This is a genomic window from Corynebacterium macginleyi, from assembly GCF_003688935.1.
Lineage (GTDB): Bacteria > Actinomycetota > Actinomycetes > Mycobacteriales > Mycobacteriaceae > Corynebacterium > Corynebacterium macginleyi.
This window is the reverse complement of the sequence record NZ_REGE01000033.1, coordinates 1-8,805: the sequence shown is the minus strand read 5'-3', so window position 1 is coordinate 8,805 and position 8,805 is coordinate 1. Positions and strand designations below refer to the sequence as shown.

Here is an 8,805-nt window from a genome sequence, read left to right as displayed (position 1 = left end):
ATTCACCGTAGCACCAGCAACAACCTGCTTGTCACCCTCAGCAAACTCAGCCTTCGTAGAAATCTTTGGTTGCTCTTTCTCTGGCTTTTCTTCTTCAAGTGGAGGCAAACCTGGCTGATCAACAGGCGCAACCGGCTGATCCCTATTTTGACGATCTTTCTGTGGTTTTACCACCGTAATGAAAGCGCCATTCGGCCGTGGAGGGATATTAACCTCTTGAACTTTCTCGAATTTAACAGGATCGTAATCACTTACAATCTTGTATCCGGTAAGCTTAGTGAAGTCCTCATGATTACCCGTAAAGCCCGGATAGTTGACTATAGCGTGATTTTGGCTGCCATATTTCGGGTCTCTACCTGTAATAGTAGCGGCAGCTGAAGTCTTCGAATTAGGTTTCTTGGACACCAATGCTGCCAGATACACGGAGTAATTTGCGGCGGACTTACTGTCCTTTTTCGCTACCGCAGACATCAGATGACGGGCTACGTTTATCGCTGCATCTTCGAATCCGGCCGGGATATCTAGTTTTTCAGCATTGGCCTTATCGTACAGATTTCTAGTCTGCAACGGAATTCGTGCTTGCGGCTCAACGCACCAACCCCAACCAACATTGTTTTTAGGGTTACCAGCACCCGCACCTTTAGGTGGAGTTCCAGCCCACACCAGTGGACCCCAAGAACTGTCCTCTCCGTAGGGCAATAGCTTAGACATATCGCCTAGATCCATATTTGGCTTAAAATCCGTAGGCTTACTTTGCTGACCATTTGCTTCACCCCCTGGGACAGCAATTAAAGCAACAATGATCGCTACAGCAGCAATCAGCGCTGTAACAGCTGATGTTCCCTTCCAGGATGTTCGTTGTATTCGATTCATTCTTTTTCTTCCTTCAAGGACTCTATTTTTCCTCTGGGTTATAGTTAATTTTCAAAGCTAGGAGCTTTATTAAAGCACAAGCTCTGATGATTCGCTTGCGTCCACGAATACCTACGCCACAGCGGGACATAGCATACCAGCCTAAAAGATGGAAAGAAAGCATTGCAGGCTAATAGGACCTGGCCCCCGTTCGATGGACATCTGTTATCCAGCACATTCGGGCTGGCAGAATTGGCAATCCATCATCATGTCCAGATATTCCGCATAGCTCACAAGCAATGCCGTGGTCCTCTATAAATACACTAAGAATCTCTTGCTCAACTCAGCATCAACCCAGATCGGTATCAGCCTTTCATCAACATATTCTTGGAGTCAAGAATTACGGCACTGGCATACATGCTTGCAGGAAAGCGGTGCATGATAAAGCCCAGGCAGCGAATTATTCTGAGGGCCCCGCCAGCGATAGAAAACGCGAAGCCGCGCTAAGAACGCGATTTTCTACGCAAGGCCGCCACGCATTTTTGTTTTACGCAGGCTTACTGGAGTTGTGCTTCTCAGTGTGTCTATGACTACCGAGTCATGCCGGATGTACTAGACCCGGTTAAGCCACAGATAACAAGCCAACCGCGTTTATGTCGGCGACATGCACTTACCCACCCTGTAAGGAAGGGAAAAGATGCATGTGCCCACAGTCTTTGATACTTCCTGGCACACACATGCAAGGTAGGACATTTGCAGACCAGACCCTAGCCCGCTCTGCCCATGTCTTCTAAAATTTTCCTTATTGGAAGAATCGACAAGATCGATGTCACATAGATACTCGCCGTTTGGGGTGTTAGTATTTTAGCGGTTCAAAACACTAACCTCCAGAAAGGATTGGAAATGTCTATTTCTTCTTTATTTGCTAGCGCCTTAGCCGCTGTACTGCCGCTAAGTAGCATCGGCCCGGTCGAAGTACCGGAAAAGCTTCCTGAGTTGGAAGTAAACCAGACCGCTGATGTTGAGCAATCCGCCGCTGGTGAGTCCACCGACCAGGACGACTCTGCACCCATCCTGCAGAGCGGTAAATTGGCTGTGCAGCGTGAACTCGCGCTCGCCACTAAAGAGCTGGGCCACGAGTTTATCAACATCGAATTCAAGGACAGCAACAGCGCACACCTGACCTTCCCGGAAACCTATAATCCGGACACTGACCAGGCAGCCGTGGACCGCGTGCTGGAAGCGCTCAAGATCAACGGTTATGAGAACCTGACCGCTGCTTACTAAGGCTAAGCGGGTGTAGCCCCGGAAAGCCCGGGGATATCCAAGAGGGGCAAGGTACCTTGGTGAGGTACCTTGCCCCTCTTCTTTACGAGCTCGTTTACGAGCTCATATTTCTTCTACGAACTCGCGGCTAAGCAGAAGTCGTCCACGCAACGACGTGTGTTATTGGTCTTCCATGACATCATGGCGCACGATGGTCTGATCGCGGCCGGGGCCGACACCGATATAGGACATGCGGCAACCAGACAGCTCTTCCAGGCGCAATACGTAATCCTGCGCCTTCTGCGGTAGATCCTCAAACGTCATGCACCCGGAGATATCCTCATCCCATGCCGGCATGGTTTCAAAAATCGGCTGCGCGTGGTGGAACTCGGACTGGGTGACAGGCATCTCATCGTAACGCTTACCATCAACGTCATAAGCCACGCAGATGGGAATCTCCCCGATGCCCGTGAGCACATCTAGCTTGGTCAGGAAATAATCCGTGAATCCGTTGACACGCGTGGCGTAGCGAGCAATCACGGAATCGTACCAGCCGCAGCGGCGCTTGCGGCCGGTGTTCACACCTACCTCACCGCCAGTGGTCTGCAGGTACTCGCCCCACTTATCAAAGAGCTCGGTGGGGAACGGGCCAGCGCCAACACGGGTGGTATAGGCCTTGATAATGCCCAGCGAGGTCTTAATTCGCGTTGGCCCAATGCCAGAGCCAACGGATGCCCCACCCGCAGTCGGGTTCGAGGAAGTCACGAACGGATAGGTACCGTGGTCAACGTCCAACATGGTGGCCTGGCCGCCCTCCATGAGCACGTTTTTGCCGGCCGCGAGGGCCTGGTTGAGTTCCAGTTCAGCGTCTATAACCATGGGGCGCAGGCGGTCGCGGTAGCTGAGGAAGTAGTCCACAACCTGCTCGGCTTCGATGGACTTGCGGTTGTACATCTTCACCAGCATCTGGTTCTTTATATCCAGCGCGGACTCGGCCTTCTGGCGCAAGATGGACTCGTCGAAGATGTCCTGCACCCGGATGCCAATGCGGGCAACCTTATCGGCGTAGGTCGGCCCAATGCCGCGGCCGGTGGTACCGATGGCGCGTTTACCCAGGAATCGCTCTTGCACGCGGTCAAGAGTCTGGTGGTACGGCGCCACGAGGTGCGCGTTCGCGGAAATCTTCAGGCGGGAAGCGTTCGCACCGCGTGCTTCCAGGCCATCAATCTCATCAAAGAGCGCCTCGAGGTTAATCACCACACCATTGCCCAGCACGGGGGTGGCGTTTTCAGAAAGAATCCCGGCAGGCAGGAGCTTCAGCTCGTATTTTTCACCGCCGACCACGACGGTGTGCCCGGCGTTATTACCGCCGTTCGGCTTTACTACGTAGTCAACCTTCCCGCCAAGGATATCGGTAGCCTTGCCCTTGCCTTCATCGCCCCATTGAGCGCCGACGATGACGATCGCTGCCATCTTTTAAGTCACTTCCTTATTATTGAAGCCAAAATACGCATTTACCTTACACTTTTCTGGCCGCAATAGCCCACGTAGCATGTTGTGCATGCGTTTTTTGTTCCTCCGCTGCGGGACCCCCGAGGTTGACTTGCCCGCAGAGGCCTATAATCTCTCGGCCGTTCCTTCCCGGAAGGAGCTTTCGCTTATTGATGCCGCAGCCACCGATCTCCTTCCCCACGACCCCACGCCTTCGCTGGACGAGATTGCTGCGCAGCCCGATGTCCGCCACCTCGGCGCCCCTACCGCCGCCCTGCAGGAGCCTTACCTGGAGGACCGTCTGCGCATCGTTGTTGCGGGCTCGGACTCGGCGCTAAGCGCCGTCGTCACCCGGCTCATGCGTGCCGATAACCTATGGACCGAGGTGGCGTTCATTCCCACGGGAGAATCTGTCGCCGCCGCCAATTGGGGCCTGCCCGCCGCACCACAAGAGGCCCTCGAGATTGCCCGCACGGCCCCGGTTCGCCCAGTGCCGCTCATCCGCAACGATTCCGGCCAAGCCGTGGCCGGCTCCGCAACCATCGCAGATTGGTCTAATGGTCCGCTTACCGGTGAAATCATTATCGATGACGCTACCCTTGCCGCTTCCGGCCGCAGCACTTTTGGCGCGCGGCTAGTCCCCATGACCGATGCCCCGGGCATCCTGGCCGCCCGCGCGACATCACCCATCGAGCCCGCGGGCCGCCTGCGTTCCTTGCTGCGCAAACCTGGCCGCCTCGACCCGGATTCTGTACGCACCGGCCGCGCGGTCCAAGCCGGCGGTCCTCAACTGCGCGTGCTCGTTGATTCCATCCCCCACAAACGGCCCCTCACACGCGTCACCTTTTACCGCCACCTGCGCGACCTCCAAATCGTGCGCCCTTAACCGCGTTACAGCTCACGCCGAGTCACCTCGGTTCATCCGTTTCACCCGGCTAACCCAGCTTATCTTTGCGCTCCCACACCTCTGGTGGGAATGCCGGGTGTGTAGAGGTAGGAACTAGGTGCGCGACGGCGGACTCGCGCGAGAGTCCGCACACCATAAGGATGTCCACAACGATGGACCGTGTCTGCGCGAGGATCGCATACGCAGAAAGCGTCGCGTCTTCTGCGATCAGATCCATGCCCGCTTGTCCGCCCACGTAGCGCAGCCGCTGCACTAGCTCGGGTATTTCTATCGCCTCATCATGGTCCCGCTTATCCCGGTCGTAGAGCTCTCCCACTGCCATGATGATGTCTGACAGTTCCTCCAAGAGCTCTAGCTGTTTATCGGACACGGTATCGCCGTCTTCAGTAAGAACTAGCGCGCGCCGCGATAATACCCGCACTCCGCGCACCGCGTTATCTACCGGCAATAGGATGCGCTCCAGGGATCGAATGCTCCTGCGCGAGGTCCACAACAGCGGCGATACTTCCGAGGCCTCCCTGCCCGATTGCGCCGCACTCAACAGCGTATTCACGTCATTTTGTGTGCCCCGCACTGCATCGCGGGCATCGCGAATAATCTCAGGATTGGCACCGCGGATGCCACGGGTCACATCATTAAGAATGCTGGAGGCAATCCTTAGCACCTTTGACACTTCCCGCCGTGCTTCCTTCAACGGCGAATTCGGGATAAGCGCAATCGTGATAAGCCCGATGCCAGAACCAATCATCGCATCGATAGCCCGGTGGAGGCCAGCCGGCCCCTCCGTGGGCGGAAAAATCGTGGCGATGAGAATGGATCCAAGGACAATCTGGTTGGACACCAGCGCCGATTTCGTAATAAAAGACCCCACCACGAGGCTTGCGCCCACGATGAACAGGATCTGGAATGGGCCCTGCCCCACCACCTGGAACAGTAAATCACCTAAGGCCACCCCGACGATGCCGCCTAGTGACATTTCCACCGCCCTTTTCATCCTGTCCCCGCCCGAAAGCCCTAAGATGATAACGGCTGAGACAGGGGCGAAGAACGGCTGCGGATGTCCAAAGAGCGAGCTGGCCACCCAATACGCCAGTGCGGCACCCACGGTGGCCTGGACTATATAAACGAAGCGTGAACGGATGCGTTGCAGGCGCGATAGTACCGAGCGGTCCACCACCCTCAGCATTTGCCTCGTTGAGACTCTTTGTTTCGCTTCCGACATGACCTCCAGCATAGAAGACCGTTCTTTACCACCGCCCCGAAGACCCGCATCCGGGCCCGTGCCAGGTTGTGGATAACCCGCTGTATCTGCGCGACAGTGTGCCCAGCAACGTGAAGTGTCCCAGGTTTTGTTCCGCTTGAGTAGATGGGAAAATCTGGAACATGCCAAGAAAATTTGACCAGGATGCGAAGGATCGTGTGGTCCGTCTCGTTGAAGACCGCATCTTGGCGGAAAATATGTCGATGCAGGCCGCGTGCCAGGCAGTAGCCCCAAAGTTGGGGGTTTCATGGCACACAGCTCGTCAATGGACTTAAGCCTGCCCGCCGTGCAGGAAACATCCCAGAGCCTGTTCCTGAAGATTTGGCCGCCGAAAACGCCAGGCTACGCCGCGAAAATCAAAAGCTTCGCGACACTAATGAGTTACTGAAGGCCGCGTCAGCTTTTTTCGCCTCACGACCAGGCCCACAACATTAAGAAATGATCCGGTTCATCGATAAATACCGGAATCGTTTCTTAATCGAGTTCATCTGCACTGGCGTTAAAAGAATAACCGGGCTGGCGGGTTTATCACCTCGCGTGGGTATCGCCAGTCCAAAGCCCAAGGGCTTAAGCGCTCGTCACCTTCGTGACGGTTGTGCTAATTGAACGCATTAGTGCTATTCATAGGGATAATTATGGTGTCTTAGGTGTGCGGACAATGTGGCATGCTCTTTCCCGTGACGGAATAGATATTGGTCGTGAACATGCTACCCGGCTGATGCGCCTGGCTGGAGTTTCTGGCAAAGGTAAAGGCGAATCACCTATTACAACCCGTACACCTCAACGTGCCGGATCTGCGCCCGGATGTGGTCGAGTGTGAGTTCAAAGCTCAGGGCCCGAACAGGCTGTGGGTGGCTGACATTACCTATGTACGGACACGAAAAGGATTCGTCTACACCGCGTTTGTCACTGACGTTTACTCCCGGTGGATCGTCGGATGGGCATTATCGGACTCGATGCGCACTTCAGGCATTACCGCTGCAAGCACTCAACTAAGCGACCCAAGAGTGCGAGGGAAACAACAGGTCTTATTCACCATTCGGATCACGGCTTAGAGTGCGTCAGCGTTGTCTACAACGAGCGACTTACCCAGCACGGCATTACAGCTTCCACCGGAACTGTCGGCGACTGAAATGATAATGCTCTGGCTGAAAACGTTAACGGCCCCTCACAAGAGGTGAGCTGATCCATACCCGCAGGTGGGATGACGTTGTCGAGGTAGAAATCGCCACGTTTGAGTGGGTGTCATGGTGGAACGAGGTAAGGCTTCATCAAAGCCTTGGATACCGAACCCCAGCCGAGGTGGAAACCGAATTGTGAAAGAAGAACCCGCAACAGGGAATAATGGAAAACAAGGCACATGCCTAGGAACAAAACCCGGGGCACTTCACTGCTGTATCTCGCGGCGGGGCATGTCGGTGTCAACGTCTAGGGGTATTGAGCAGAGTGATATTTAGCCCGCTGCGTTCGGCTTGGTCGATGTGGATTTGGTCAGGAAACCAGGATGAGGCCGCCGATCCAGCTAAGGAAACGGACAGGGCCTATCGGTGCCAAATGGTGCCAAATGGTGCCAAATGGTGCCAAATGGTGCCAAATGGTGCCAAATGGTGCTATCCTAGTGTTATTGCCACCTGTTACGACAGGATCGGAAGAAGACCCTGGGACCCCAGCCGGACGACTGGACCCAGGGTCTTCGCCTGCCTCTAGAGGGAATCCGGGGTGGGACGGTTGAGGACCACTTTCTCGTGCAGCTTCTCCCAGTACTGCTCTTCCCCTAGATGGACGGAGTTCAGTGCTCCCAGAACGGCATCTGGAATCCAGAGCAGGGGATCATCGCCACCGCGTACGTGTCGCAGTCGGATGCCAGCACTTTGTCCCTGGCCCTGCAGGGCAACTATATGGGCGACGTCTCGCCTGTTTTGTGCTTCTTGCCGGCTTTCCAAAGTGACGTTGCGGACGTGCATCTCGGAGAGCTCGAAGTACATCTGCTCCAAGCATTTCCTGCGGTGCCTCTCCGTCTTCTTGCTCACTTCACTCCGGTGGGTGATGATCGCTTGCATGGAGTCGATCTCAGAAAGGGTGTCCACGATTTTTCGGCGTCGGCTATTACGTTCGTCGGTCCAGTGAAGTTTGACCTGGCCAGGAAGTCGTAGTGGACGCAGCTTCTCGCGTATTTTTCCAAGTCTTGAATGTCGATGATGGCTGCACACACCATGTACTCCTGCCGGTCTGGGGGTCTAAGGGCGGAGGACTCATCGATGTAGGCGACTAGCTGTGATTCCACCCTGAAATTGTAGCCTAGCCTTCAAAGACAACTTCCATATGACGGGATGCAAGCCACGATCGCTGTGGTCAGAAGGACCTGACCCCCCCATGTGGTAGACACCTGATATCCAACCCAGTCGAGTTGGCAAGATTGGTAATCTACCACCATGTCCAGGTACTGAGAACAGTTCACACGCGACGGTGTGGCCCTCTATGAAAACAATGAGGACCTCTCGCTAAACTCAGCATCAGCAGAGCTCGGAATCAACCGTGCCTCGCTACATTCATGGGTCACCAAGTACTACACCGGCAAACGCGCCCGCATAAAAGTAGTGCAGGATAAAGCCCAAGCGGCGAATGAATCGTGAGACGCATCCGCCAGTGAGAAAAGGAAAACGCGAAGCTGCGCGAAGAACGCGACATTCTGCGCACCGCTGCGACATAGTGTGCTTAAAGCAACTCACAGGGGTTCTGCTTCTCAGTGTGTCTATGACCACCGAACCGAGTACTCGGCTTATACGGATGTGCCCTGTGTTGAAGCTGAATCGTTCCTCGTTTTATACCTGGGCCCACACCCGGTTGCGTCCAGTAGTGTGGTGTAACGCTTGCTGATGGTGGGCCCCGGAAATAGTGGGACGGTCACCGTCAGTTAACCTTTCGACTCAACTACCACATCTCACCGAAAGGCATATGACGATGACCGCTGCACCACATTCTATCGACCCGACAACCTACTTGGATGATCTGCTCGCTCAAGCCTCCC

Annotated in this window: 9 protein-coding genes and 2 pseudogenes; 7 read left to right on the top strand and 4 right to left on the bottom strand. The window is 55.0% G+C overall.

The annotated features are described in order from the left end of the window. A pseudogene (locus D9V82_RS11615) lies at positions 1-873 on the bottom strand (VaFE repeat-containing surface-anchored protein); the annotation flags it as partial. Positions 874-1,755: 882 nt separating this feature from the next. Here D9V82_RS11615 and D9V82_RS11610 point away from each other — a divergent pair. Beyond that, positions 1,756-2,139 carry a hypothetical protein gene (locus tag D9V82_RS11610; protein ID WP_121912497.1) on the top strand — a complete coding sequence of 128 codons (384 nt, stop codon included), beginning with the start codon at positions 1,756-1,758 and terminating at the stop codon, positions 2,137-2,139. Positions 2,140-2,298: 159 nt separating this feature from the next. On the opposite strand, the gene D9V82_RS11605 is transcribed toward D9V82_RS11610, so the two are convergent. Next, positions 2,299-3,591, bottom strand: a complete 1,293-nt coding sequence (locus D9V82_RS11605; RefSeq protein WP_121912496.1) for an adenylosuccinate synthase — start codon at positions 3,589-3,591, stop codon at positions 2,299-2,301. 88 nt (positions 3,592-3,679) lie between these two features. On the opposite strand from D9V82_RS11605, the gene D9V82_RS11600 reads away from it, so the two are divergent. Then, a complete protein-coding gene (locus tag D9V82_RS11600; RefSeq protein ID WP_121912499.1) occupies positions 3,680-4,495 on the top strand; it encodes a hypothetical protein in 816 nt (271 codons plus the stop codon). A gap of 49 nt (positions 4,496-4,544) precedes the next feature. On the opposite strand, the gene D9V82_RS11595 is transcribed toward D9V82_RS11600, so the two are convergent. After that, positions 4,545-5,750 carry an FUSC family protein gene (locus tag D9V82_RS11595; protein ID WP_121912495.1) on the bottom strand — a complete coding sequence of 402 codons (1,206 nt, stop codon included), beginning with the start codon at positions 5,748-5,750 and terminating at the stop codon, positions 4,545-4,547. 103 nt (positions 5,751-5,853) lie between these two features. Here D9V82_RS11595 and D9V82_RS12455 point away from each other — a divergent pair. The 4 genes and pseudogenes from D9V82_RS12455 to D9V82_RS13200 all read left to right on the top strand — a co-directional run bounded on the left by D9V82_RS12455 (position 5,854) and on the right by D9V82_RS13200 (position 7,097). Then, positions 5,854-6,052, top strand: a pseudogene (locus D9V82_RS12455) (hypothetical protein). 383 nt (positions 6,053-6,435) lie between these two features. Then, a complete protein-coding gene (locus D9V82_RS13210) occupies positions 6,436-6,597 on the top strand; it encodes a hypothetical protein (protein ID WP_375231834.1) in 162 nt (53 codons plus the stop codon). Next, complete coding sequence (locus D9V82_RS13205; RefSeq protein ID WP_183122507.1) at positions 6,563-6,832, top strand: DDE-type integrase/transposase/recombinase; 270 nt, start codon at positions 6,563-6,565, stop codon at positions 6,830-6,832. Before D9V82_RS13210 ends, D9V82_RS13205 begins: the two co-directional genes overlap by 35 nt. 127 nt (positions 6,833-6,959) lie before the next feature. Beyond that, positions 6,960-7,097: an integrase core domain-containing protein gene (locus D9V82_RS13200; protein ID WP_121912498.1), complete on the top strand. Its 138-nt coding sequence runs from the start codon at positions 6,960-6,962 to the stop codon at positions 7,095-7,097. A gap of 383 nt (positions 7,098-7,480) precedes the next feature. Here D9V82_RS13200 and D9V82_RS12830 read toward each other — a convergent pair whose 3' ends face one another. Beyond that, a complete protein-coding gene (locus D9V82_RS12830) occupies positions 7,481-7,807 on the bottom strand; it encodes a hypothetical protein (RefSeq protein WP_238399784.1) in 327 nt (108 codons plus the stop codon). A gap of 438 nt (positions 7,808-8,245) precedes the next feature. On the opposite strand from D9V82_RS12830, the gene D9V82_RS12355 reads away from it, so the two are divergent. Further along, complete coding sequence (locus D9V82_RS12355) at positions 8,246-8,410, top strand: hypothetical protein (protein WP_167449821.1); 165 nt, start codon at positions 8,246-8,248, stop codon at positions 8,408-8,410. Positions 8,411-8,805 lie beyond the last annotated feature (395 nt).